This window comes from Sphingorhabdus sp. EL138, from assembly GCF_945890115.1.
Classification (GTDB): Bacteria; Pseudomonadota; Alphaproteobacteria; order Sphingomonadales; family Sphingomonadaceae; genus Sphingorhabdus_B.
Genome location: NZ_CAMDCK010000002.1, coordinates 73,001 through 98,356 on the forward strand (window position 1 = coordinate 73,001; position 25,356 = coordinate 98,356).

Consider the following 25,356-nt stretch of genomic DNA (forward strand, 5'->3'; position numbering starts at 1 on the left):
CGTTGCGGCTTAGGCGGTTCGCACCACCGACACCTTTGTCCCCGGTCCCTCATCCGAAATCAGCACAACTGCACCCAATTGGCTTGCCAACGCCTCGACAATACCAGTGCCTAGCCCTGGTTTACGGTCTTCTTCATCCTTGGGCATGCCGACGCCGTCATCTGTAACGACGAGTGTCCATGCCTTGCCAACCGAACTGAAGCCTACCTTAATCGACCCGTGCTGGTTCCGGTCCGGATAGGCATGCTTTAACGAATTGATGACCAATTCGGTGACAATCAAGCCAAGGCTGACCGAGGTATCCGGGTCAACAGCGCTGTCATCGCATTGCGTGGAGAGCTTTATGCGCCCGGAGTCACCGATCATCGATGCACCGATGCTATTGCACAAATCCGCAAAGTAATTTTTGAGGCCGACATTATCGACAGCTGTCGACGACAAGTGCTTTTGCAGCGTTGCGATGGACATCACGCGGTTATGGGCGTCGCGCAAATGCTCACGCGTCTCGTTCGACTGCACCTTTCGGGCGCTTTGCAGCAGGACGCTCGCGATAATCTGCAGGCTATTTGCAACGCGGTGCTGTATTTCGTTCAGCAGCAACTGTTTTTCGCGGACAAGATCGTCGCGCACTTTATCGGCCAAACGCTGCGATGTGACATCGGTGATGGCGAGCACGACACGAATGCTCTCCGCTTCAAAATAATCGAGCGTATGGGCGTTTATCAACAGCCGCAGCGTATCCTTTTCAGGGCGAACCAAATCCATTTCATACACATCAATTGCGGCTTTGCCCGAGATCGTGGCTTGCAACAGCGCATTGAGCTGCCGCACATTCCATTCGCCCCCACCCAAGTCGGCGAGCTTTTTGCCCGTAACACCCGCGCAATCGAGATCAAAAGCAGCGCAAAAGGATCTACTCGCCGCGATAATCGTCAGATCCTCCCGCAACAGAATAAGCGGTGAAAAGGAGGACGATATCAATGCGACCGACATATTGTCGGCATGCTCGGGCAAACGGGTCAGCGGTTTTTCCATGGCGTATAGCCGTTGTAAACTGGAGGCTATCGGGGCGAGAGCCATACCCAAGCGCAATTTGTTATCGAACAAATATAAAATGTCACCTTTTGTAACAGACCTGCGCCATTCCAGTGAGTCAATTCGGCTTGAACGTGATTTTATATTTGAATGCATCTGAAGACAGCCGCGGCAATGGCGCTAAGCGGGCCATGAAGATGATCTGTATCGACAACAGCCACGCGGCTATTTCACGCGCGCTCGCCTTGCCCGCTGCCATCAATGACCAAAGCTTCGACACCGTCGCGGATCATGACCATGCTACCTTGTGCCAGGCTGGGCGCGATGGGCGCGCCGAACTGCGCCATCGGTTCGATCCCAAGCAGCAACCCGCGCAGCACCCGCGCAGTCATGCCGTGGCAGATAATCAGCATATCCTGATCAAAGGGCAATGCGCCAAGCCAGTGCGACAGACGCTGCGCCACATCTTCATAATATTCGCCGCCTTCGGGCCGGACCGAAAATAGTTTATGCTCGATATCAACTATGGGGCCGATTTCGGCAGATATGTCGGCATAGGTCCGGCTTGACCAACGTCCGACGTCGATTTCAAGCAAACGGTCGTCGCGGTTGGTCTCGTGCCAATCCGCATCAATTTCTTCCGCAATTAAGGCAAGCGTTTGTAGCGCGCGGCCTGCGGTGGATGACCAAAGCTGCGGCCTTGCATCCGCCCCCAGATATTCCGCCAACGCACGGCCCATATCACGCGCCTGAATACACCCCTCCCACGTCAGCGGCGTATGCAATTCGGCCTGGCCTTGCATCCGCGCCACTTTGTTGAACACTGTCTCCCCATGCCGCGCGATGAAAAGCCGTCGATTGTGTGTTGAAATGCCCATGACCCCCCTTATTCCACAGGATATTGTTAGAGGCAAAAGCTATCGACTTGCCCTAACGGTCAAAGCGGTTATGGAAGATTAAGCATAGAAATAGGGTTTTTTGGCTGGATTACAGACTATCCGGTCAGACAAGGGGAATTTGAATGAGAGCCACGATCGAACGCGCGACCCTGCTGAAAAGCCTGAGCCACGTCCAGTCCGTAGTGGAGCGGCGCAACACCATACCCATATTGTCCAATGTCCTGATCGAAGCAAGCGAAGGCGGTAAGATCAAGCTGACCGCCACCGACCTTGATTTGCAGGTCGTTGAAACCTTTGCTGCTGATGTCGAAACCCCCGGCGCAACAACGGTTTCCGCGCACACCTTGTTCGAAATCGCGCGCAAGTTGCCCGATGGTTCGCAAGTGCAATTGCATGCCGCCGACGGTCGTATGGCGGTCAACGCTGGCCGCGCCCGTTTCTCGCTCGCGACACTGCCACGTGAGGATTTCCCGACAATTGCCGAAGGTGACTTGCCCACATCGTTTGAAATCCCTGCAAGTTCGCTGATCCAGATCATCGATAAAACGCGTTTTGCGATTTCGACCGAAGAAACACGTTATTATCTCAACGGCATTTTCCTGCACGTCACCGACGATGCCGAGCCCGTTTTGAAAGCCGCAGCGACCGATGGCCATCGTTTGGCGCGCGTGACCCTGCCACGTCCCGCTGGCGCAGAAAACATGCCCGACATCATCGTGCCGCGCAAATGTGTTGCCGAAATCCGCAAGCTGCTCGACGAAAGCGGCGACAATGTCATCCAGATCGACCTGTCGGCCAGCAAAATCCGCTTTACCTTTGACAGCGTCATCCTGACATCAAAGCTGATCGACGGCACCTTCCCCGATTATAGCCGCGTCATTCCAACCGCGAACGACAAATTGCTGCGCATTGATCCCAAGGCATTTTCACAAGGCGTCGACCGCGTCGCGACCATCGCCACCGAAAAAACCCGCGCCGTCAAAATGGCACTGGATCAGGACAAAATCACCTTGTCCGTCACCAGCCCCGAAAACGGCACGGCGGCGGAAGAAGTCTCCGGCCAATATAGCAGCGAGGGTTTCGAAATCGGCTTCAACGCCCGCTATTTGATGGACATATTAGGCGAAATCGAAGGCGATGTGGTTGAGTTGCACTTGGCCGACGCCAGCGCCCCTACGTTGATCCGTGAGAATGACAAGTCGGCGGCGTTGTATGTACTGATGCCGATGCGGGTGTAATTGGACTGACTGTTAAAAATTAAGATGCTGAAACACGTTCAGCATGACGGAGTGGAGAACAGCTGTTTCCTTTCACCGTCACCCTGAACTCGTTTCAGGGTCTTACTTTCCGCCTGCCATCACTCCGCCGCCTCCGCCATATCGATGCTCTGCGGGCCGCGCACTACGATGCCCGGCAACGCGCCGGTCATGGCACCATTACGGAAGGTTACTACACCCGATTTTATTGTTGCGACATAGCCGTCAGCCTTTTGCAATAAACGCTTGCCACCGGCGGGCAGGTCGAACGCCAACCACGGCTTCAACAATTTCAACGCGTCAAAATCGATCACGTTGATATCGGCGAGATAGCCGGGCTTCAGCACACCGCGATCATTCAACCCATAGAGCCGCGCCGTGTCGTGGCATTGGCGTTTCACGGCCAGTTCGAGCGATATTGTCCCAGCCTTACGATCGCGCGCCCAATAACACAGCAGAAATGTCGGTGACGCCGCGTCGCAAATCGTCCCGCAATGTGCGCCGCCATCGGACAGCGATGCGACGATATCTTCACGCTGGAGCAGTTCTTTGGTGAAGTCCAAATTGCCATCCATATAATTCAATATCGGCAAGTAAATCATGCCGTTCCCGTCGTCGGCCATCAACTGGTCATAGGCATATTCGGCGCTTTCTTTGCCTGCAGCCTGTGCAAAGCCAAAGACGCTTTCTTCGCGTGTGGGTTCATAGCTAAAACCATCGCCCAGCGGGAATTGCATAGCCCAAGCGGCGGTCACCAGCATGAAGAATGGGGCCATATCAACCGATGGCGACGGCAAATTGTCCTCCGCTAGCATCATAGCCTTGAACGCCGGGTCGGACAGTTTTGCCTTCTGTTCATCCCATGACAGCCCAGCGATTTTCTGCCAGCTTGGCTTGCGCATGAATGGATGCACCGTGCCGCGCCAGTTCATGATGACGCCGATACCGCGCAGGCCGATCGCCGCGACCAGATTGGCACCATTGTCATTGGCGTTGCGCATCCCTGCCATTTGCTCGGTCCATGGCATTTGCTTGATGGGCGATTGCAACATGGTGAAGGCGATGGGCAGCCCCGTCTCGCGGCTTAACCGACCCATCCAGCCGAACTCGTCCCATTCTTCCAAGAAATCGGTGGTTAGCTCAAACACCCCATGCCCAACCTTACCCATGGCGCGGCCAATACCAACCAGTTCGGGTTCGGTCGCCGTGGTCCCGGGGACAAGTTCGCCATCGACCGATTTATGCAACACCGTGCGTGAGGTGGAAAAGCCCAAAGCCCCTGCGCGCAAGCCTTCCTCCACCAGCCGCGCCATTTCGGCGATGTCTGCTTCGGTTGGCTCCTCATTATCCGCCCCGCGCTGTCCCATGACAAAGGCACGCAACGCGCCATGCGGAACTTGCGTGCCAATATCGATGGTGCGCGGGCGGCGTTCCAGCGCATCCAAATAATCAGGAAAACTCTCCCAATCCCACTTCATACCTTCGGCCAACGCAGTGCCTGGAATATCCTCGACACCCTCCATCAGGCCGATCAGCCAGTCATGCTTGTCCTTTTTCGCGGGGGCAAAGCCAACACCGCAATTGCCCATCACCACAGTCGTGACGCCATGCCAGCTGGATGGCGCCATTTCGCTGTCCCAAGTGGCTTGGCCATCATAATGGGTATGGATGTCAACAAATCCGGGGGCGACGACCTTACCAGTCGCATCGATTTCTTCGCGGCCCGATGCACTGATTTGACCAATGGCGGTAATCACGCCGCCATCCACCGCGACATCGGCCACAAAACGCGCCGCGCCCGTGCCATCAACTACGGTTCCGCCCCGAATAACCAGATCATGCATGCCGACTCTCCTCTTTCCTCGAGGTGAATGTATCAGCTTTAATCCGGCAATTGAACCTTTGCGACGCAGTACCGGCAGATTTACCCTTTACGTCCCGCCAGCAAACGCAAGCGCAGCGCGTTCAACTTGATAAAGCCTGCGGCATCCTTCTGGTCATAAGCACCAGCATCGTCTTCGAACGTCACAACTTTTTCGCTATACAGGCTGTTGGGCGATTTGCGGCCGACCACGCTTGCAAGGCCCTTGTAAAGCTTCAGGCGCACAGTGCCCGACACATGCACTTGGCTATGGTCTATCGCGGCTTGCAACATTTCGCGCTCGGGCGAGAACCAGAAGCCGTTGTAAATCAGTTCGGCATATTTGGGCATCAGTTCATCTTTGAGATGCGCTGCGCCGCGGTCCAAGGTGATGCTTTCGATGCCGCGATGGGCACGCGCGTAAATCTCGCCGCCAGGCGTTTCATACATGCCGCGCGATTTCATACCAACGAAACGGTTTTCGACCAGATCAAGCCGCCCAATGCCATGTCTGCGACCCAGTTCATTCAACGCCGCCAGCAAGGTCGCAGGCGACATGGCTTCACCATTCAGCGCAACGCCGTCACCCTTTTCAAAATCGACGGTGATATATTCCGGCGTGTCCGGCGCGTCTTCGGGATTGACCGTGCGCGAATAGACATAATCGGGTGTTTCATCCCACGGATCTTCTAGCACTTTGCCCTCGGACGAAGTGTGCAGAAGGTTAGCGTCGGTCGAAAACGGGCTTTCGCCGCGCTTGTCCTTGGGTACAGGAATCTGATGTTGTTCGGCCCATTCAATCAGGCGCGTGCGGCTCGTCAGGTCCCATTCGCGCCAAGGGGCGATAACCTTGATATCGGGATTGAGCGCATAAGCCGACAGCTCGAAACGCACTTGGTCATTGCCCTTGCCCGTCGCGCCATGCGCAATGGCATCAGCGCCCGTTTCCGCCGCAATCTCAATCAACCGTTTCGAAATCAACGGCCGCGCAATCGATGTGCCCAATAAATAATCGCCTTCATAGCGGGCATTGGCGCGCATCATCGGAAAGACAAAGTCGCGGACGAATTCTTCGCGCAGATCATCAATATAAATATGATGGTCAGGCACGCCCATCAGCACCGCCTTTTCGCGGGCTGGCCCAAGCTCTTCCCCCTGCCCCAGATCAGCGGTGAAGGTTACGACTTCGCAGCCATATTCAACCTGCAGCCATTTCAGGATGACGCTGGTGTCGAGACCACCCGAATAAGCAAGAACGACTTTCTTGATGCTGTCTGTCATGTCACTTTGGTTCCGAAGCTAAAATATCTGCGGCGCGGCCTAACAGCTTAGGCGCGGCTCGACAACTCCCACAACTGCCAAATCCCCAGAAGGAAGAACATTGCAGCGGCGATGATATGCACCATGCGCAGGGAAATTTTCGTCACCAGCCTTTCGGCCCAATATGTTGATGCATGTCTCGTTCGGGTGGAACGACTGGTACTCCCCAGATGACCGGAATTTTATTGAGCTGTTGAGGCTAAGGATGCATGCGCCACCGAATTAACGGCCAGTCCTGTTTTTTCCTTTTGTCGATGGGTAACACCCGTTAGGGGGTGCGCAACGATAAGAATCTCCCTAGGCACCGTTTTTACTGGAGCCCGATTATGACCAAATATACGACGCGTGCCGGACTTCGGATTGCCGAGCAGCTCGCCGAATTTATCGAGAACCATGCCCTTGTCGGCACAGGCATCGCTGTGGATGGGCTTTGGCAAGGCCTATCGGATATCCTCGACCGCTTTGTGCCGCAAAACCGGATGCTGCTGGCCAAGCGCGATGCGATTCAGGCCAAATTGGATGCGTGGCACCGCGCCAATCCCGGCCCCATCACGGACATGGCAGGCTATCAAGCCTTTTTACGCGCAATTGGCTATCTGGTCCCCGAACCCGCGCCTTTCAGCATTGGTACGCAAAATGTCGACGCGGAAATCGCAACAATGGCTGGGCCGCAGCTTGTGGTACCAAGCCTCAATGATCGCTTCGTGCTCAATGCCGCCAATGCGCGCTGGGGTAGCCTATATGACGCGCTTTACGGGACCGACGCCCTTCCAGCGCCCACGGCACGGCCCGGTGGCTATGACACGGACCGTGGCGACGCAGTCGTTGCGTATGCGCGTCATTTTCTTGATGAAGCCATTCCCGGTTGGCAGGCGGCTTTAGCTGGCGGCGACAACGCTTATTTCGTGGCGAAGACGCAAACAAATGACACCACGCTTTATTTGTTCAAACATCATGGCCTGTACATCGAAATATTAGTCAATCCGCAACATCCCGTGGGCGCCACCGATGCATTGCACATCGCCGACGTCATCCTGGAATCCGCACTGACGACGATCATCGATTTGGAAGACTCCGTCGCAGCGGTAGATGCCGATGACAAGGTGGCCGCGTACACAAACTGGCTTGGCCTCATGCGCGGCGATCTGGTCGCCAGCTTTGACAAAGGTGGCAAGACCGTCACCCGCGCGCTTGAACCAGACCGCGTGTATGACGGACTGACGCTTGCTGGCCGCAGCCTGATGTTTGTCCGCAATGTCGGGCATCTGATGACCAATCCGGCCATATTGCTCGCCGACGGGAGCGAAGCGCCAGAGGGCATACTCGACGCTGTGTTCACATCGCTCTGCGCGCTGCATGACCTCAAGGGACTTGGCACGCATCGCAATAGCCGCGCGGGCAGCATCTATATCGTCAAACCCAAAATGCATGGCCCCGAAGAAGCGGCGTTCACCAACGACCTGTTCGATGCGGTCGAAGATGTGCTTGGCCTCACCCGTCACACAATCAAGGTTGGCGTCATGGACGAAGAACGCCGCACCAGCGCCAATCTCGCCGCCTGTATTCACGCCGTTCGAGACCGTATTGTGTTCATCAACACCGGCTTTCTGGATCGCACCGGTGACGAAATGCACACGGCGATGCATGCGGGTCCGATGATCCGCAAAGCCGAGATGAAAACCTCATCCTGGATTCAAGCTTATGAAGCCCGCAATGTCCAAATCGGCCTTGCCTGCGGCCTCAGCGGCAAGGCGCAGATCGGCAAGGGCATGTGGGCCGCACCCGACATGATGGCGGACATGATGGTCCAGAAAATCGGTCATCCCAAGGCTGGCGCGAACACTGCATGGGTGCCATCACCTACAGCCGCAACATTGCACGCCATGCATTATCACCAGTTCGACGTCTTTGCCCGCCAAGTGGAACTTGCCAAGGAAGCAACGCCGGGGCTGGATCCGCTGCTGACCATTCCTGTCGCCCCCGTTGGCCATAACTGGTCGGCCGAGGATGTGGCGCAAGAGCTGGAGAACAACGCGCAAGGTATTTTGGGCTATGTCGTGCGCTGGATTGACCAAGGCGTTGGCTGTTCCAAGGTGCCCGACATTCACGACATTGGCCTGATGGAGGACCGCGCCACGCTGCGTATTTCATCGCAGCATATCGCCAACTGGCTGCTGCACGGCATTGCGACCGAGGCGCAGGTGGACGCGGCGCTTACGAAGATGGCAGCCAAGGTTGACGCCCAAAATGCGGGCGATCCGCTCTACGAAAAGCTGGACGGAGCGAGCCTTGCGCTCAAGGCTGCCCGCGCTTTGATTTTCGAAGGCGTCATGCAACCCAATGGCTATACCGAGCCGCTGCTGCATAAATTCCGGCAGGAGAAGAAAGCGGAAAGCTGACGCGGCTAAGCAACCGCGTCGATAAACCGCTCCGCATCCAATGCGGCCATGCAGCCGGTCCCGGCGCTGGTGCAGGCCTGACGGTAGATATGGTCCATCACATCACCGCAGGCAAACACGCCCGGAACGCTCGTTTCGGTTGCTTGTCCTTCAAACCCGCCGCGCACTTTGATATAGCCGCCTGCCATATCGAGATGCCCTTCAAAAATGCCGGTATTGGGCTTGTGGCCGATGGCGATGAACACGCCATGCAGTTCGATATCTTCGGTGCCGTCGCCATCGGTCGCGGCGATGCGCATGCCAGTGACACCCATCGCGTCGCCCAAGACTTCATCCAGCCTATGGTTCCACTTGATCGTGACCTTGCCCTCTGCCTCACGCGCGAACAGCCGGTCTTGTAGAATTTTCTCCGCCTTTAACTTGTCACGGCGGTGGACCAAGGTCACATGGCTGGCGATATTGGCGAGATATAACGCCTCCTCCACCGCCGTATTGCCGCCGCCGATTACGGCGACTGGCTTGTTCCGGTAGAAGAAGCCATCACAGGTGGCACAAGCCGATACGCCCTTGCCCATGAACGCCGTTTCGCTTGGCAGTCCGAGATATTGCGCGCTTGCGCCTGTCGCGATGATGACGGAGTCTGCGGTATAATCGCCTGCCCCGCCCGTCAGCACAAATGGCCGCTTCGAAAAATCGACTTTCTCGATATAGTCATTTTCAATGCGCGTGCCAAAACGTTCGGCATGTTTGCGCATCCGCTCCATCAATTCAGGGCCCATGACGCCCGCATCATCGCCGGGCCAATTATCGACCTCAGTCGTTGTCATCAATTGCCCGCCAACTTCAACACCCGTGATCATCATCGGCGTCAGGTTCGCGCGCGCGGCGTAAACGGCGGCGGTATATCCCGCGGGGCCGGAACCAATGATGATAACAGGAGCGTGGCGATTTTCGGTCATATATTGTCTTTCTGATTCTGTTGGCTGGAAACATAGGCGCTGGCGCTGCGCTGGCCAAGGCCGGCACCTGACTTATCCCCATTAAATTAGGGCTTCACATGTCCGCAGGTGCAAACTATCAGTCCGTCAACATTCAGAATAGAGGGACAGTTCATGACCAAAGTCACGATTATTTCACGTAACGGCGAAGGTCGCGAAGTCGACGCTGAAAACGGCCTGTCGCTGATGGAAGTGATCCGCGACAATGGCTTTGACGAATTGCTCGCTTTGTGCGGCGGCTGCTGCTCCTGCGCGACGTGCCATGTGCATATCGACCCCGCTTTTACCGATCGTCTGCCGAAAATGAGCGCCGACGAAGACGACTTGCTCGACAGCACCGATCACCGCAACGACACCTCACGCCTGTCGTGCCAGATCCCCATCAGCGATGCGCTCAATGGCTTGATCGTAACGATTGCGCCTGAGGATTGATCAATTGCTGACGTAACTCCCCTCCCGCAGGCGGGAGGGGTTGGGGGTGGGCAAAGCAGCCCTTGCCGTCTAAGCTACCGTCACCCTGAACTTGTTTCAGGATCTATCCAGCACGCCCAGAGCCCGAGAGGATAGATGGACCCTGAAACAAGTTCAGGGTGACGGTGAATGTCACGGGCTTTCGCCAAAAATGCCTCTCAGCGACGCTCACCCCCGCATGGCGCTGCCGAGCGACTCCTCAAGCACAGGATAGCCATGGCCGTCGGGGATGCATAGCCAGCTTCCGTCTGCGCGTTTGTCGATATAAGTCAGCACCGTCGACACGGGATGTTCCGCCGCATGGGCGGCAGCGGCGTCAAAGTCACCAAACATAGCCAGCCGTTCCAAATTGCGCCGCGTAGGGAAGATGATCTTCACCTCGCCTTTGTCGGCTTTTTCCAGAACCTCGGCAGCGGTTGCCCAAAACAGCATACGGTTTTCGGTCTGGTCAACGGTTGCGAGCGGCGTGGTGTCACCTGCATCCACCAGATAGAAACGCGTGTCAAAAACGCGGCTGGCATTTTCATGGGCGGGCGGACGCCAGCGCGACCATGGCACGAGTTGTTCCAAATCGGGCGTCCAGCCAAAGCGGTTACACACCGCTTGCAGGCTTTGCCCATCATGCAACGCGGCGCGAGCGTCGATGCAGTTCGCAGCGTCCGAAACACCCGATAGACCAAGCGCTAGTCCGGCCTCTTCAATCGTCTCACGGATAGCCGCGAGCCTTGCAGCCGTTTCATTCAGCGATAGTGCCGAACCCAACATCTGCGCATAATCAAAATCGGCCAGGTCAACCTTGCCGCCGGGGAAGACCGCAGCGCCGCCGGCAAAGGCCATCGCCTTCATCCGCTCGACCATCAACAATAACGGCGCGCCTCCATTCGGGTTCTGCCGAAAAATGACCATAGTTGCCGCCGGTGTCGCGACGGGCAGCGGTTCGCCGCTGATCGGGTGATTGCGCAGTTCAGTTTCCATGCGTTCACTCAAGCATGCTTTCACACAGGTTAGAAGCGGAAAATCAACCCATCGTCATGGCTGCGTCGTGGCTGATGATGCACCGACATCAGTTCACGGCTTAGGCTAAGGCAAAAGCCTAGCTTGAAATTCGATGAATTTTAGCCCACTTCGATAACAACGCGCTCACTTGCGCTTTTAGAACAAATCTGGAACAAGCTGAACCATGTCACTCACCCACATCAAGGTGCGCGGTGCGCGCGAGCATAATCTCAAGGGCATCGATATCGACCTGCCGCGCGACAAGCTCATCGTTATCACTGGGCTTTCGGGTTCCGGCAAGTCCAGCCTCGCGTTCGACACCATTTATGCCGAGGGGCAGCGCCGCTATGTCGAATCGCTCTCCGCTTATGCCCGCCAGTTTTTGGAGATGATGCAGAAGCCCGATGTCGAGCATATTGAGGGGCTATCCCCTGCAATCTCCATCGAGCAGAAAACGACCAGCCGCAACCCGCGCTCGACAGTGGCCACCGTGACCGAGATTTACGATTATATGCGCTTGCTCTGGGCGCGCGTCGGTGTGCCGTATTCGCCCGCGACTGGCCTACCGATCACAGCGCAAACCGTCAGCCAGATGGTCGACCGTGTGATGGCATTGCCCGACGGTACCCGCGCCTTCTTGCTCGCGCCCGTCGTCCAAGGCCGTAAAGGCGAATATCGCAAGGAACTCGCCGAATGGCAGCGTTCGGGCTACACCCGCGTGCGCATCGACGGCGAACTCTACGCGATTGAAGAAGCGCCCGTGCTCGACAAGAAATATAAGCATGACATTGAAGTTGTCATTGACCGTATTGTCGTCAAGGACGGCATTCAGCAACGGTTGGCCGAAAGCTTTGAGGCGGCGTTGAAGCTTGCCGATGGTTTGGCCTTTGTCGATCTGGCGGACACCACGGTTGCGGAATTGGCGAGTAGCAACCCCGATCATGTGCCAACGGCATTTGGCGAAGCCCGCGCGACCTTTTCCCCCCTCCCGCTTGCGGGAGGGGCCGGGGGAGGGGCGAGCGCAGCGAGCTTATCCGCCGATACCGATACGGCGCTGCCCTCCCCTAACCCCTCCCGCAAGCGGGAGGGAAACCTCAAAGGCACTGGCCTGCCCGCCAACCGCATCGTCTTTTCCGAAAAATTTGCCTGCCCCGTGTCCGGCTTCACCATTGCCGAAATCGCGCCGCGTCTCTTCTCGTTCAACGCCCCACAAGGCGCCTGTCCTGATTGCGATGGCCTTGGCGAGCGGCAGGAATTTGACCCGCAACTGGTGGTCCCCAACGAACATCTGTCCTTAAAAAAGGGCGCGATTGTGCCTTGGGCGAAGTCCAACCCGCCCAGCCCATATTATATGCAAGTGCTGTCCAGCCTCGCCAAAGCTTATGGTTTCAGCCTCGATTCCACATGGGAGGAATTGGCTCCGGAACAAAAGCTCATCATCCTGCACGGCACCGGCGGCATGGCGGTGGAGCTGACGTTTAAGGACGGGCGCAAGGAATATACCGTACGCAAGGCGTTTGAGGGCGTCATCGGCAATCTCAACCGCCGCTTGCTGCAAACCGACAGCGCGTGGATGCGCGAAGAGCTGAGCAAATACCAAACGTCGCAGCCCTGCGAGACTTGCCACGGCGCGCGGTTGAAGCCCGAAGCACTCAGCGTGAAAATCGCCGGCGTCGACATCGCCACGCCGACCCGCATGAGCGTGGGCGACGCTTTGGTCTGGTTCGGCAACGTTGACCAGACACTGACCAATCAGCAGCAGCAAATTGCCAAGGCGATCCTCAAGGAAATCAACGAACGGTTGGGCTTCCTCAACAATGTCGGGCTGGATTATCTCAACCTTGACCGGACCAGCGGCACCTTGTCCGGCGGGGAGAGCCAGCGCATCCGCTTGGCCAGCCAAATCGGCAGCGGCCTGTCGGGCGTGCTCTATGTGCTCGATGAGCCTAGCATCGGCTTGCACCAAAAAGACAATGACCGCCTGCTCGCCACGCTGCGCCGCTTGCGCGATTTGGGCAACACCGTCATCGTGGTTGAACATGACGAAGACGCGATCCGCACCGCCGACTGGGTGGTGGACTTGGGCCCCGGCGCTGGCGTCCATGGCGGCACGGTCATGGCCGAAGGCACGTTGAAGCACATCCTAAAATCGAAAGACAGCCTGACCGCCGCATACCTTAACGGCACGCGGGAGATTGCGGTGCCCAAGACTCGGCGCAAGGGCAATAAGAAGAAGCTCACCGTCCACAACGCCCGCGCCAACAATTTAAAGAATGTCACCGCGAGCATTCCTTTGGGCACATTCTGTTGCATCACCGGCGTATCAGGCTCCGGCAAGTCGAGTTTCACCATCGACACGCTCTATGCATCTGCGGCACGGTCCTTAAACGGCGCGCGCGTCATTGCGGGCGCGCATGATAAGGTCACGGGTCTGGAACATTGCGACAAGGTGATCGACATCGACCAATCCCCCATTGGCCGCACCCCGCGTTCAAACCCGGCAACCTATACCGGCGCGTTCACCAACATCCGCGACTGGTTCGCGCAATTGCCCGAAAGCGCCGCGCGCGGGTATAAGCCGGGGCGTTTCAGCTTCAACGTCAAGGGCGGGCGCTGCGAAACATGCAGCGGCGATGGCCTGATCAAAATCGAGATGCACTTCCTGCCCGACGTTTATGTGACGTGCGAGGAATGTAACGGCAAACGCTACAACCGCGAAACATTGGAGGTCAAATGGAAGGGCCTCTCCATCGCCGACGTGCTCGACATGACGGTGGAGGACGCGGTGGAAACATTCAAGGCCGTCCCCCCGATCCGCGACAAAATGGCGATGCTGGCGGAGGTTGGCTTGGGCTATGTCAAGGTCGGGCAACAGGCAACGACGCTATCGGGCGGCGAAGCGCAACGCGTCAAACTCGCCAAGGAACTCAGCCGCCGGTCCACTGGCCAGACGCTGTACATTCTCGACGAGCCAACCACTGGCCTGCATTTCGAGGATGTCCGCAAACTCCTTGAAGTGCTCCACCGCTTGGTCGAGCAGGGCAACAGCGTGGTGGTCATCGAACATAATCTCGACGTCATCAAAACCGCAGATTGGGTCATCGACCTTGGCCCCGAAGGCGGCGTGAAGGGCGGCGAGATTGTCGCCGAAGGCACGCCGGAGGATGTGGTCAAGGTCGCCGCGAGCTATACCGGCTATTATCTGAAACCGATGTTGGAAAAGGCGAAGTAAGCCAAATCCTCCCCGGAACGGGGAGGTGGCAGCCGGAACGGCTGACGGAGGGGCCTGCAACGGCGAAGCCACACCAAGATTTCCCTCCCGCAGGCGAGTGGAGGGCACTTGCCAGTGCGCGCGCGTGCGCCGTCCCGCTAAAGCTGCAGGCTGCGCCAATTTATCTCGCACGAAGACGCGAAGATAAGAAGAAGGGCTGGCCCGTCGTCATCCCGAAAACACCGACCCGTCATCCTGGACTTGTTTCACCTGCGGTGACTGACGTTCGAGGATCTTAACTCCGACCGACTACAGAAAGTAAGATGCTGGAGCCGAAGGCGTGCATCGCACAACCAAGTTCAGCATGACGAAATGAGAAAAGCGGTACTATTTCGGGGATGACTTATCTGTCACCGTAATTGCATCCCTCTTACGCGCAGACCTCTTAGTTTCTGCCGCCGATGACCTTGATATTGGCAAAATAAAATTCGAGCACCAAGACCAGCACAGCAAACGGCAGCGCAATAAACGATTGTGTCCAATTCCCGTCAACAGTTTCGTAAAGACTAAAGCATAGCAAAAGAAAGGCAATCTCTAGCCCTTATGAAAACATACCAGAAAAGCCGATTCTAACGCCGCACGAAGGGCATTGATAATGAGGTCGAGGTGTGAAGAAAAATCGAGGTGTGAAGAATATCAGAGGGCTAAGCTTTGCGGAGCAGTTTGGGCAGTAGCGTGACATGTTAAACTTCACCTAGATTTGTTTTGAATCAGATTCTTAATAATGCTTTTGCCTTTGCGTTGATACTGCAAAAAACACATCTGGCTGGCATAGGTTGGCAGGATTCAGGCTACAATGATCAGCGATTTGAGCAGCATGGAGTTACGGTGACAGGTGCGTCATCACCGAAATAGCGGTTGATCCATCTTCCTCACTCCATGCCTCGTCATCCTGAACTTGTTTCAGGATAACATTCCACGGTCGCTTGTTATCCTGAAACAAGTTCAGGATGACGAAGGGAGTGGCATTACGTAATTCCGCCAACACCCGCAAAACCCCCCAAAACAGCTTCCACTTGCAATGTAGGATTTGCTCTGAGATTCTGCGCTTCTCGCCCGCATTTGGTGCGCGGCTGGCTCTTTGAACATGTTGCTCCCATCCCGGCTTTCGGAACCGGTGAACCACCTTCGTCAAGTGGCGATAAGTTTACAGAAATACCGTGTTTTGGGTATATGTTTGTAAACTTAGACTGCCGGTGTCAGGTGCGTCATCGCCGAACGTCGTTCCGCTAGCACACTAAGTCATTCCCGCGCAGGCGGGAACCCAACTCCCACGCAAGAATGCACCATCACCGTTGCTGAGAATGCCGTCGTCATGAGCTGGATTCCCGCCTGCGCGGGAATGACGAGGAATTACGGGAAGGACCGCGATGGCTAAACTACCCACCCCCACCCCCACCCACACTCCCCCCTCGCCAAGCCAAGCGCGCTTGTGTAAACACACACCATCACGCCCCTGTCATGCGCTGGTCATCTTGGTCTGCGATGGGTGAGCCCGCTTTTTGAGGAGTATCGCATGCGTAAACTGTCATCCGCCCTTTTGGCATCCTGCCTGATCACCGCGCCATTGTTGGCGCAAGGCGCGCCTACTCCTGCGCCCGCCAAACCGCCGATCACCACTACCGCAGGCTATCTCAACGCTGGTGCAGCCGAGCTTGCACGGTTGGAGGCGGAGAAGCCCAACAATAATAAGGCGCGCAATGTCATCATCTTTATCGGCGACGGCATGGGCGTGAGCACGCTGACCGCCGGCCGGATTTTTGAGGGGCAGCAGCTTGGCCTCGACGGTGAATCCTATGTCGCGCAAATGGACCGTTTGCCGCACACCGCCTTAGTCAAAACTTACTCCCATGATGCGCAAGTGCCTGACAGCGCGCCGACCGCGACCGCGATTGTTGCGGGCATCAAAACCAAAAATGGCGTGATTGGCGTTGGCCCCGAAGCCATTGAGAATGACTGCGCCGCGACGGCGCCGTACAAGGTCCAATCCTTGTTCGGCATGGCGGAGGATCGCGGCCTTGCCACCGGCATCGTCTCCACCGCGACCATCACGCATGCCACGCCTGCCTCGACTTATGCCCACACCGCGCAGCGCGATTGGGAAGTCGACGCCAATATGCCCGCCGCGGCCAAGGCCGCTGGTTGCACCGACATTGCCCGGCAGATGGTCGAATGGCCGCATGGTGACGGGCTTGACGTCATGCTGGGTGGCGGGCGTCAGCATTTCATTCCGGCGACCATGGCGGACCCCGAATATGCCGACAGGAAAGGCAAGCGCGCCGATGGCAAAGATCTGGCCGCAAGCTGGGTCGCTGCCAACCCCAAGGGCGCATATGTGTGGAACCACGACAGTTTCGCCGCCGTTGACGCCAAGAAAACGACCAAGCTGCTGGGTCTGTTTGAACCATCGCATATGCAATTTGAGGCCGACCGGACGGCGGCGGGCGGCAAAGAACCATCGCTGGCCGAAATGACGACCAAGGCGATTGCGATGCTGTCGAAGAACCAAAAGGGCTATGTCCTGATGGTCGAAGCTGGCCGGATTGACCATGCCCATCATGGCGGCAATGCCCGCCGCGCCTTGCAAGACACCGTCGCGCTGAACGCGGCGCTCAAGGCCGCGATGGACAGCGTCGACCTGCGCGAAACGTTGATTGTCGTGACATCGGACCATAGCCATGTGTTCACGATCGCTGGCTATCCCGAGCGCGGGAACCCGATCCTTGGCGTGGTCTCTGCGCCCATTGGCACACCGACCCTGGCGATGGATGGAAAGGCCTACACCACCTTAGGCTATGCCAATGGCCCCGGCGCGGTGAATGCGGCCGAGCGCCCTGACCCGTCCAAACAGGACACCGAGGCGCTTAACTATCGCCAGCAATCGTTGATCAGCATGTTCGCCGAAACGCATGGCGGTGACGATGTCGTTGCCCGCGCCGCTGGGCCAAAGGCGCATTTGTTCAAAGGCACGATTGAACAAAACACCATCTTCCACATCATGCGCGCGGCGTTAGGTTTTAAGTAAGGCCGCCTTGTAATTCCGGCAGTGCCGCCCACTTATCGGGTGCGGGGGTACTGCACCGGAGGAAGTTTATGAAACGGATGATGACGATAGCCTTATTGTCGGCGGCGCTGGCAGGATGCGGTGAAGGCAGCGCGCTGAATGATACGGTTCAGATTAGCGTGCGTGAATCGCTGGTCGTGACCTGTACGACCGCAGCGGGTGAGCAGATTCCCGAAGGTATTGACGTCGATATCGGCACGGTCTGCGCCTGCGCGGCGGACAAGGTCATGGATGGCCAGAGCGTGTCAGACCTCGTCACCAACCCGCCAAGCCCGACAGAAGCCATGTCCAAGGTGCAAGCCTGTTTGCAGGAGCTTGGCCCCGTGAAAATTGACGCCGCGGCCTAAATACAGCGCAAACAAAAACCCCGTCCGAGGGAGGGGACCGGACGGGGTTCATTTGGTCCTCTTTCGCCTGCTAGGGGGAAATTGAGGACATTCCGGCCGCCGAAGCGGCCCGAAACTTTATGGCATAACGACCGTATCGACCAAATGGATCGTGCCGTTTGACGCAACCATGTCTGCCGCGGTCACGGTCGACTTGCCACCCTTGGCATCGGTCAGGACAATCTTATTACCGTTCATGTTGGCCTTCAGGCTGCCGCCATTAACCGTCTTGACGGTCGCGGTGCCTTTGCCGTCGCTGATCAACTTGGCAAGATCACCCGACTTCACATTGCCGGCGACGACATGATATGTCAGCAGGCTTGCCAGCTTGGCCTTGTTTTCCGGCTTCAACAAACTGTCGAGCGTTGCCTTGTCCAATTTAGCAAAGGCGGCATTGGATGGCGCAAAGACGGTGAATGGGCCAGTCCCCGACAAGGTTTCGCCAAGGCCAGCAGCAGTTATGGCGGTGACGAGAGTCGACACTTGCGGATTGTCTTGCGCCAATGCGACGATATTTTTGTTTTCGGTGGCTTCGGTGGCAACGATATTGTCAGGTGCCATGGCGTCATCTTGTACGATTTCGGTTTCGGTTGGCGCAGGCTCGCTTCCGCTACATGCCGACAAAGCCAGCGCAGACAGGCCGACGGCCCAGGTTAATGTCGATTTTTTCATGATCTAAGTCCTTCTATATGGTTCCCCAATGCACAATAACGTCGCACGGGGCGGAATGGGTGCATAAGGCGGAAATATAGTTGGGCTTTACGTGCGGCGCGATATACGGGCGGATGATGACTGGCCTTGCCCCTGTCCTGCGGGAAGTAACCGCTGCCCTTGAAGGCATTAGCCCGACACCGCGTTTAGACGCGGAGTTATTGCTGGCGCATGCGCTGGGCATCGACAGATCAACAATGTTGTTGCAGCAGCCAGACTTAAGCGCGCCCGACAGCTATACTGGCCTGCTCGCCCGCCGGATGGCCGACGAGCCTGTGGCTTATATCACCGGGGTGCAGGCGTTTTGGGATCTTGAACTGTGTGTCACGCCGGACGTGCTGATCCCCCGTGCAGACAGCGAGACGCTGCTTGCGGCCGCGATTACATGGTTTGGTGCCAAGGACGGGCCCATGCGTATTGCGGACCTTGGGACAGGGTCAGGCGCGCTATTGCTCGCGGCCTTGTCTATATTTCCGGACGCCACGGGTATTGGCATTGATGCCAGCGCAAAGGCGCTTGCCGTCGCCAACGATAATGCCAACCGCACCGGATTTGCCGACCGTGTCCAATGTGAACTGCGCGATTGGACCAAGGCAGGCTGGGCCGACGGGCTTGGACAATTCGACCTTATCCTGTGTAACCCGCCATATATTGAGGACGCCTGCATACTCGCCCCGATGGTGGCTGCGCATGAACCGCATAGCGCCTTGTTTGCGGGGGCAGACGGTCTGGATGACTACCGAATTTTGGTCCCATCGCTGCGCGCATTGCTTAATTTAGGCGGAGTCGCCTTTTTCGAAATCGGATATAATCAGGCACAAGCCGTTCACCAATTGGGCGCAAAAGAAGGATTTTTGACGGAATTACATCATGATCTTGCTGGTAATCCGCGGGTCATACGCTTTTCGCTTGGAATCGCATAATAGTAGGACTAGGACAAAAGAGCTTCACAGCGAAAACTCCGATTTGATGGTTTTTTAGCGCGAAGCCGCCCCCCCAGCGCAGATGGACAAAGTATAAGGGTCAATGCTGACCCGCGCGCAACCTAAAACGGGTTCAGGGGTTCCATGCAATCGAAGTGCTAAAAAGAGGACGGGTCAGCCCTGATGAATACCAACAACAGGCAGCAGCCGAACAACAATCGTCGGCGCGGGCGCAATAATAACAACAACAATAACCGGCAACAAAATAACAATCGTAGTGGTTTTGACTATCAGAACCAGATTGATAACCGTGCGCGCGGCAACGCAGCGCAAATGTTAGAAAAATACAAAAAACTGGCGCAGGATGCGCAGTTCAATGGTGACCGCGTTAACGCGGAATATCATCTTCAGTTTGCCGACCATTATTTCCGCGTGCTCGCCGATTTCCGTGGTCGCCAAGAAGCGCGTCAGGAACAACAAGGCGAGCGCCGCCCACGTGAGGATGCACGCGACGAAAATCGCGATGATCGCGACGATTGGCAGAATGACGACCGCACGACGAATTATGATCGCTCCCCCAATTACGACGATCAGCCCTCATCCGTGAATGATGACGCGGAAGACGCATCCGATGAGGAATCTAACAACAGCGAACCACGCGGTCAGCAGCGCGATATGCGCGCGCGCCGTCCAGAACGCAGTGAGCGTGTTGAGCGCAATGACCGCAGCGAACGTCCAGAACGTAGCGAACGTCCGGCAAATACCCGCAATGCAAATCGCGGCCCGCGCCGCCATCACAGCGAAGACGTTGACGATGCCCCGGCTGGCCTAGATCTTGCGGTATTGCCGCCATCAATTGCGATTTCTTCCAGCGACAATGATGCCGCCGAAAAGCCGGCGCGTAAGCCACGCGCCCGCCGCGTGAAGCCCGCTGGTGAAGATCAGGTTACCGCCGCTGCCGAATGATTACGGTCAGGATGTATTGGGAATGTAAACTGGCGCTGGATTAGTTTCCGGCGCCTTCAACCCTCTGGCAAGGGCCGTGGTTTGTGGTTTTCGTCTAACGCCACGAAGGTGAATAATCCCTCGGTGACCTTCACCTCTTGTTGGCCACGTTCGCGTGTGGCTATCACCTCAACCCGAACACCCATCGACGTCCGTCCGCGATGTTCAAGCGTTGCATAGACCGAGATAATGTCGCGCAACAATATCGGCGCGATAAACGCCATTTTTTCGATCGCGACCGTGGCACAGGCACCCTGCGCGATACGGCCCGCCACTATGCCGCCTGCCTGATCCATCATGCCAAGCACCCAGCCGCCAAAGATGTGGCCATTGGCGTTGATATCCGCCGGCCCTGGGATGACGCGCAAAACCGGGTCCTTGCGTTGAGGCAAGTTTCGAATATTTTCCGTCACCGGTCGGCTTCATCCTCAAACGGATCATCAATGGCTTCATCATGGCCCGACCCGCTGGACAAGAAAACCAAGCCCATCAGCGCCGCTGTAAGCATGATTGCGCCAAAAATTGCGCCTGTGGTCGCTATGAAGAAATGGATGGAAACCATACCATTCTGCCACCAGAATGTCCCCAATGCGATGGCGGTCACAAATATTGTAACGCCAAACATCCACCGCATCAGACGCCAATATCGCTGCCATGCGAAGTTAGCATATTCGGGATCATCGAGGCGGGAGGGACGAGTCATAGCTTGATAAGGCGTTCTTATGCTATAAGTTCCATCCGGGGCAAGGACATAAGGGAGAGAGTCGATGACGATTTCTGCAATACTGGCCAATCACCATGCGGACATATTTACGGCATTGCCGCACGAAAGCGTGGGGGACGTCGTCACCCGATTGGCTAAAAACCGTATTGGCGCGCTTCCTGTCGTCGATGGCACCTGCGTGATTGGCATCTTTTCCGAACGCGACATAATATATGGCGTTGCCAAGCATGGTGGAGATTTTCTGACTAAAACAGTTGCGGAGACGATGACAGCACCTGCCATTACCGTCGCACCGGACACTGCTGTCTTGTCCGCCCTATCGCTGATGTCGAAACGACGTATCCGGCATTTGCCTGTCATCAAGGATGATGCACTTATCGGCTTTGTCTCAATCGGCGACTTGGTCAAACACCGGATTGAAAAAATCGAAACCGAAGCTGCTGCCATGCGCGATTACATCAGCATGGCGTGAAAAAAGTCTCCACCCGTTCATATTATCGCGGTTGCGATGGCGTCGTAACCTTGGCGGAAGAGGCCGCGACGGGCTGCGTTGTCACTGGCGGAGTCATAATGTTGTTGGCAGGGTTATAAGCAGGCTTTGGCGCATATTTCATGTTCCAATCCGCCAGTTCAAGTTCATATTTTGCATACGCATTGTAGAAATTGACAAATACATTGTCGATATCGGCAAGGCCGCCCATGGCATATTCGGGCAAGGCGCCTTTAGGCACCTGATTAGCCTCTTGCAGCTTGCGTAACGCCATATCACAATATTGCGCGCGCACGGGCGGTAGAGCGAAATAATTGTACAAATCCGTCATCCGCGTGTCGCGGATACGCAGGCCATTCTGCTTTGGATAACGTTTCACATATTCGCGGTCGACCGACTTGCTGGTTTTCGACAGCAGCACCTTATGAATGACAATGAACTTGTTATAATCGGTTGCGATTTGGCCCCATACCGGCCCCTGACAGTTAAGCGCGGCAACGTTTAAAGCGGCACGGAAATGCCATATCTGCTCGTCCCGGCTGAGGCCGCGATTAGGCGTTACGCGAATGCCATCAACACCGATGGACGGGAGGGTCATCGACAATGCAGCGCCGCCGGGTGGTAACGGCATAGAAGGAATAGATGGTGGCGGGGGTGGAAGCTGAACCGGAACAGGCGCAACCTTTACCGGCGGTGGCGCACACGCGGCGATAGCCGTGACGAGGATGAGTGCTGCTAGATTTTTAACGCCCCGGCGCATTATGAATTCTCCGATGTTATCAGCCTCATTCCAACAAGATTTTGCGTGGAAAGAAAAGCCTTGTTCGACCAAATCCCTAAGAAAAATGGCCCAGTGGTTTACCACCGGGCCATAATGATCTGTTCAAACTGAACCGCGGATGATTATTCGCGGTTGCCCAAGAAGCTGAGCAGGAACTGGAACATGTTGATGAAGTCCAGATAGAGCGTCAGCGCGCCCATGATCGCTGCCTTGCCGATGAAGTCAGAATTCGAACTGCGCAATTGCAGATAGGTATTCTTGATCATCTGCGTGTCATAAACGGTAAGGCCTGCAAAGATCAGCACGCCAGCAGCGCTCACAACCCACTGCAAGGTGCTCGACTGGAACCAGATATTGGCAAGTGATGCAACGAGCAGGCCGACAACGCCCATGATCAGAAACGTGCCCATGCCGCTCAGGTCCTTCTTGGTCGTATACCCGACAAGGCTAAGCCCGGCAAAGGCCGCTGCCGTCGCAAAGAAAGTCGTTGCGATCGACGCCCCTGTATAAACCAAGAAGATTGTCGACATCGACAGCCCCATCAGACCCGCAAAGGCCCAGAAACAGGCCTGCAATGCGCCAGTCGACAGCTTGTTCAAGCCGAAGTTCATTACCAGAATCAGCGCAAGCGGTGACAGGATGATAACCCAGCGCAACGCGCCGCCGTTGATCATCAGATTCTGACCAAAGGCGCTACTTGCAAACAACATCGCGACGATGCCAGTCAGCAAAACGCCCGACGCCATATAGTTGTAAACCTTGAGCATGTGCGAACGCAGACCGGCGTCAAAAGCGACGTCACCGGCGCGTGAGCCGACACCTGCAAGACTTGACTGGGTCCCGGTTACCCGTGGATCGGACCACTGTGCCATGACTTATTTCTCCTCAAAACACGGCAATATAGCCGTAAGCCCAGTATATTGGATGAAATCGTTCCAGATTCAAGCAAAACACGACATGAAACGTAACGTTTTTTACAGATGATGACAAAAAGGAGGTCTTTGCCCCGCCGGTTTCCCTCATGACCGCAACTATACCGACATCATGGCCGTGATTGCGCCATTCGTGAATCGGGTTGCACCGCTTGGCTGTTCTGCTAGCCACAAAGCAAGAGGGCGCAAACGGCCTGATAGGGAGAGTGATGTGCGTATGACGACCGAGGGTGACAACAACAACGTCGTTTTACCAGAACCCGAAGCGTCATTGCCCGAGGCAAGCAGTTACAGCTGGTACGTGCTTGTGGTGCTGGTTGTCGTTTACATCCTCAACTTCGTCGACCGACAAATCCTCAGCATCTTGGCAGTCGATATCAAGGCAGACCTTGGCCTGACCGACGCAGATATGGGCTTTTTGGGCGGCGCGGCTTTTGCCGTGTTTTACGCATTGTTTGGCATTCCTCTCGGGCGGCTTGCGGACAATTGGAGCCGGGTGAAGCTGCTGTCGATTGGGCTTGCGATGTGGTCGGTCATGACTGCCTTGTCAGGCTTTGCGCGCAATCAAGCCGAATTGACCATCGCACGCATGGGCGTTGGCGTTGGCGAGGCGACTGCCAGCCCAACAGCCTATTCCCTGATCTCCGATTATTTTCCCAAAAGGCAGCGCGCGACCGCGCTCGCCATTTATTCGTCCGGTCTTTATATTGGCGGCGGTGTGTCGTTGTTCATTGGCGCACTGATCGTCCAAGGCTGGAACGAAGCCTATCCGCAAGGTGGGCCACTTGGACTGGTCGGTTGGCAAGCGGCGTTTCTCGCCGTTGGTATTCCAGGCGTTTTGGTAGGATTATGGGTCGCAAGTCTGCGCGAACCTGCGCGCGGGGCAATGGACGGTCTTAGCACGCCTGCGCACCCTGCCCCTTTCCGCGCGTTTGTGAGCGATCTGTCGATGATCGTCCCGCCCTTTACTCTGCTCGGCGCTTGGCAACGCGGCCCCGCGGCACTGGCTATCAATGTCGCGACCGGCGCGGCAATTGCGGCCTTTGCGTATTGGATGATCCAACTCACCGGCAATTTCCCGCAATGGTCCGCTGTTGGCTTTGGTTATTATGCCGTTTTCTCATGGGCATCGACGCTCCGCGCCAAGGACCCTGCGACCTTCCGTCTGATTTGGGGCACGCCTGCCTTTATCTGCACAACCATCGGCTATGGCCTTGTCGCTTTGGTCGCCTACGCCCTTGCGTTCTGGTCTGCGCCTTATGCTGAAGTCGTTCTTGGCCTGCCAAAGCAGGAACTGGCCTTTATCCTCGGCGCGAATGGTGCAGTCAGTGGCTTCTTGGGCGTAATCGCGGGTGGCCGCGTTGCAGACGCCCTGCGTACAAAAAATGCCGCCGGCCGTATTCTTGTCATCATTCTCGGCGTCCTCGGCCCGATCATTCCTATCGCTATTGGCTACACCACCGATAATGCGATTCTATTCTACGTCATGAACTTCCTTGCAGGCATGCTGGGCGCGACGGCACTCGGCGCGGCAGCAGCCACGACGCAAGACCTTGTCCTGCCGCGCATGCGTGGCACCGCAACGGCTGCGTTTTTCTTGGGTACCACGCTCGTCGGCTTGTCGTTTGGACCTTATATGGTCGGGCAGATCTCTGACCTTGCGGGAACGATGGTCGATGGCAAGCTGGTCGGCGATTTGCGCGTTGGCATCCTGTCGCTCATCGCCGTTGCACCTGTTGCCTTGGCCTTGTTGATCGCCGCCTATCGCACGGTGCCAAAGGCCGAGCAGAGTATCGTCGAGCGCGCACGTGACGCAGGTGAACCGGCTTAATCG

22 protein-coding genes are annotated in these 25,356 nt (G+C 56.5%); 10 read left to right on the forward strand and 12 right to left on the reverse strand.

Going from position 1 to position 25,356, the window contains the following annotated elements; genetic code table 11:
• Positions 1–9 precede the first annotated feature (9 nt).
• Entirely contained in the window at positions 10–1,035 is a 1,026-nt protein-coding gene (locus tag Q0O07_RS01510; RefSeq protein ID WP_295489488.1) for a histidine kinase dimerization/phosphoacceptor domain -containing protein, read from the reverse strand.
• Between the two features lie 230 nt (positions 1,036–1,265).
• Complete coding sequence (locus Q0O07_RS01515) at positions 1,266–1,913, reverse strand: histidine phosphatase family protein (RefSeq protein ID WP_295489491.1); 648 nt, start codon at positions 1,911–1,913, stop codon at positions 1,266–1,268.
• Positions 1,914–2,056: 143 nt separating this feature from the next.
• Between Q0O07_RS01515 and dnaN the strand changes: the two genes are divergently transcribed.
• A complete protein-coding gene (gene dnaN, locus Q0O07_RS01520) occupies positions 2,057–3,172 on the forward strand; it encodes a DNA polymerase III subunit beta (RefSeq protein ID WP_295489493.1) in 1,116 nt (371 codons plus the stop codon).
• A gap of 119 nt (positions 3,173–3,291) precedes the next feature.
• Here dnaN and Q0O07_RS01525 read toward each other — a convergent pair whose 3' ends face one another.
• On the reverse strand, positions 3,292–5,034 hold the full coding sequence (locus tag Q0O07_RS01525; RefSeq protein ID WP_295489495.1) for an amidohydrolase family protein: 1,743 nt from the start codon (positions 5,032–5,034) through the stop codon (positions 3,292–3,294).
• Between the two features lie 80 nt (positions 5,035–5,114).
• Entirely contained in the window at positions 5,115–6,332 is a 1,218-nt protein-coding gene (locus tag Q0O07_RS01530) for an argininosuccinate synthase (RefSeq protein ID WP_295489497.1), read from the reverse strand.
• A 365-nt stretch (positions 6,333–6,697) separates the two neighbouring features.
• On the opposite strand from Q0O07_RS01530, the gene Q0O07_RS01535 reads away from it, so the two are divergent.
• Positions 6,698–8,770 carry a malate synthase G gene (locus Q0O07_RS01535; RefSeq protein ID WP_295489499.1) on the forward strand — a complete coding sequence of 691 codons (2,073 nt, stop codon included), beginning with the start codon at positions 6,698–6,700 and terminating at the stop codon, positions 8,768–8,770.
• Positions 8,771–8,775: 5 nt separating this feature from the next.
• Here Q0O07_RS01535 and trxB read toward each other — a convergent pair whose 3' ends face one another.
• A complete protein-coding gene (gene trxB / locus Q0O07_RS01540) occupies positions 8,776–9,729 on the reverse strand; it encodes a thioredoxin-disulfide reductase (RefSeq protein ID WP_295489501.1) in 954 nt (317 codons plus the stop codon).
• A 153-nt stretch (positions 9,730–9,882) separates the two neighbouring features.
• Between trxB and Q0O07_RS01545 the strand changes: the two genes are divergently transcribed.
• Positions 9,883–10,200 (forward strand): 2Fe-2S iron-sulfur cluster-binding protein, encoded by a 318-nt coding sequence (locus Q0O07_RS01545; protein ID WP_295489504.1) that lies wholly within the window; start codon positions 9,883–9,885, stop codon positions 10,198–10,200.
• A 207-nt stretch (positions 10,201–10,407) separates the two neighbouring features.
• Here Q0O07_RS01545 and Q0O07_RS01550 read toward each other — a convergent pair whose 3' ends face one another.
• Positions 10,408–11,214, reverse strand: coding sequence for an NUDIX hydrolase (locus tag Q0O07_RS01550; RefSeq protein WP_295489506.1), 807 nt, complete (start codon positions 11,212–11,214; stop codon positions 10,408–10,410).
• A gap of 205 nt (positions 11,215–11,419) precedes the next feature.
• On the opposite strand from Q0O07_RS01550, the gene uvrA reads away from it, so the two are divergent.
• Positions 11,420–14,467 carry an excinuclease ABC subunit UvrA gene (uvrA, locus tag Q0O07_RS01555; RefSeq protein WP_295489508.1) on the forward strand — a complete coding sequence of 1,016 codons (3,048 nt, stop codon included), beginning with the start codon at positions 11,420–11,422 and terminating at the stop codon, positions 14,465–14,467.
• An 862-nt stretch (positions 14,468–15,329) separates the two neighbouring features.
• On the opposite strand, the gene Q0O07_RS01560 is transcribed toward uvrA, so the two are convergent.
• Positions 15,330–15,494: a hypothetical protein gene (locus Q0O07_RS01560; RefSeq protein WP_295489511.1), complete on the reverse strand. Its 165-nt coding sequence runs from the start codon at positions 15,492–15,494 to the stop codon at positions 15,330–15,332.
• 528 nt (positions 15,495–16,022) lie between these two features.
• Here Q0O07_RS01560 and Q0O07_RS01565 point away from each other — a divergent pair.
• Together Q0O07_RS01565 and Q0O07_RS01570 are read left to right on the forward strand one after the other, a co-directional pair.
• Positions 16,023–17,531, forward strand: coding sequence for an alkaline phosphatase (locus Q0O07_RS01565; protein ID WP_295489514.1), 1,509 nt, complete (start codon positions 16,023–16,025; stop codon positions 17,529–17,531).
• A gap of 68 nt (positions 17,532–17,599) precedes the next feature.
• A complete protein-coding gene (locus Q0O07_RS01570) occupies positions 17,600–17,917 on the forward strand; it encodes a hypothetical protein (protein ID WP_295489517.1) in 318 nt (105 codons plus the stop codon).
• Positions 17,918–18,034: 117 nt separating this feature from the next.
• On the opposite strand, the gene Q0O07_RS01575 is transcribed toward Q0O07_RS01570, so the two are convergent.
• On the reverse strand, positions 18,035–18,628 hold the full coding sequence (locus Q0O07_RS01575) for a fasciclin domain-containing protein (protein ID WP_295489520.1): 594 nt from the start codon (positions 18,626–18,628) through the stop codon (positions 18,035–18,037).
• A gap of 113 nt (positions 18,629–18,741) precedes the next feature.
• Here Q0O07_RS01575 and prmC point away from each other — a divergent pair, with 113 nt between their 5' ends.
• Complete coding sequence (gene prmC / locus Q0O07_RS01580) at positions 18,742–19,590, forward strand: peptide chain release factor N(5)-glutamine methyltransferase (RefSeq protein WP_295489523.1); 849 nt, start codon at positions 18,742–18,744, stop codon at positions 19,588–19,590.
• Positions 19,591–19,773: 183 nt separating this feature from the next.
• Entirely contained in the window at positions 19,774–20,556 is a 783-nt protein-coding gene (locus Q0O07_RS01585) for a DUF4167 domain-containing protein (RefSeq protein ID WP_295489527.1), read from the forward strand.
• A 56-nt stretch (positions 20,557–20,612) separates the two neighbouring features.
• On the opposite strand, the gene Q0O07_RS01590 is transcribed toward Q0O07_RS01585, so the two are convergent.
• Together Q0O07_RS01590 and Q0O07_RS01595 are read right to left on the reverse strand one after the other, a co-directional pair.
• Complete coding sequence (locus Q0O07_RS01590; RefSeq protein ID WP_295489530.1) at positions 20,613–20,963, reverse strand: acyl-CoA thioesterase; 351 nt, start codon at positions 20,961–20,963, stop codon at positions 20,613–20,615.
• A gap of 41 nt (positions 20,964–21,004) precedes the next feature.
• Positions 21,005–21,298, reverse strand: a complete 294-nt coding sequence (locus tag Q0O07_RS01595; RefSeq protein WP_295489532.1) for a hypothetical protein — start codon at positions 21,296–21,298, stop codon at positions 21,005–21,007.
• A 64-nt stretch (positions 21,299–21,362) separates the two neighbouring features.
• On the opposite strand from Q0O07_RS01595, the gene Q0O07_RS01600 reads away from it, so the two are divergent.
• A complete protein-coding gene (locus Q0O07_RS01600) occupies positions 21,363–21,791 on the forward strand; it encodes a CBS domain-containing protein (RefSeq protein WP_295489534.1) in 429 nt (142 codons plus the stop codon).
• Between the two features lie 22 nt (positions 21,792–21,813).
• On the opposite strand, the gene Q0O07_RS01605 is transcribed toward Q0O07_RS01600, so the two are convergent.
• On the reverse strand, positions 21,814–22,569 hold the full coding sequence (locus Q0O07_RS01605; protein ID WP_295489537.1) for a hypothetical protein: 756 nt from the start codon (positions 22,567–22,569) through the stop codon (positions 21,814–21,816).
• A gap of 143 nt (positions 22,570–22,712) precedes the next feature.
• Entirely contained in the window at positions 22,713–23,462 is a 750-nt protein-coding gene (locus Q0O07_RS01610) for a Bax inhibitor-1/YccA family protein (protein ID WP_295489541.1), read from the reverse strand.
• Positions 23,463–23,739: 277 nt separating this feature from the next.
• On the opposite strand from Q0O07_RS01610, the gene Q0O07_RS01615 reads away from it, so the two are divergent.
• Positions 23,740–25,353 carry an MFS transporter gene (locus Q0O07_RS01615; RefSeq protein ID WP_295489652.1) on the forward strand — a complete coding sequence of 538 codons (1,614 nt, stop codon included), beginning with the start codon at positions 23,740–23,742 and terminating at the stop codon, positions 25,351–25,353.
• Positions 25,354–25,356: the final 3 nt, after the last annotated feature.